Source organism: Corynebacterium sp. KPL2825, assembly GCF_037908445.1.
GTDB lineage: Bacteria > Actinomycetota > Actinomycetes > Mycobacteriales > Mycobacteriaceae > Corynebacterium > Corynebacterium kefirresidentii.
In genome coordinates this window covers 1-763 of the sequence record NZ_JBBMGI010000027.1, presented here as the reverse complement: position 1 = coordinate 763, position 763 = coordinate 1, and the positions used below count along the sequence as shown (strand labels likewise).

Sequence of the window (763 nt, the reverse complement as noted above, 5' to 3'; positions counted from 1 at the left end):
TGAAGTGCCCCGGGTTTTGTTCCTAGGCATTTGCCTTGATTTCTATTATTGCTTGCGGCGGGTGCTGGTCCCAAAATTCGGTTTCCACTTCGACCGGGGTTCGGTATCCCAAGCTTTGGTGAAGCCTCGTCTCGTTCCACCATGACACCCACTCAAACGTCGCGATTTCCACCTCGACAACCTCATCCCACCTGCGAGTATGGATCAGCTCGTTTTTGTAGGAACCATTAACGTTTTCCGCCAGAGCATTGTCATAGGAATCCCCGACAGTTCCGGTGGAAGCGGCAATCCCGTGCTGGGCAAGACGCTCGTTGTAGACAACGCTGACATACTGCGAGCCGTGATCCGAATGATGAATGAGACCTGTTGTTTCCTCAGCAGACGCGATCGCCTGGTTGAGAGCTTGCAGCGGCAACGCTTCGGTGCGCATGGAATCTGATAACGCCCACCCAACGATCCGTCGGGAGTAAACATCGGTGACAAACGCGGCATACACAAAGCCTTTCTTCGTGCGCACGTAGGTAATATCAGCCACCCACAGCTTGTTCGGGCCTTCGGCTTTGAATTCTCGCTCCACCAAGTCCGGGCGTAAATCCGGCCTTTGAGGTGTGCGAGTGGTCATAGGCGAGCGGCCTTTGCCTTTGCCTGATACACCGGCTAGACGCATCAGCCGCGCGGTTTGTTCACGACCGATATCGATTCCGTCACGATGAAGAGCATGCCACATTTTCCGCACACCGTAGATGCCGTAATTATCCCGATG

1 protein-coding gene is annotated in these 763 nt (G+C 54.4%); it reads right to left on the bottom strand.

Annotated elements, in window-relative coordinates; all coding sequences use genetic code 11:
• Window positions 1-22 precede the first annotated feature (22 nt).
• On the bottom strand, window positions 23-763 hold a 741-nt coding region (locus WMQ00_RS11970; RefSeq protein ID WP_340441075.1), incomplete at its 5' end, for an IS3 family transposase.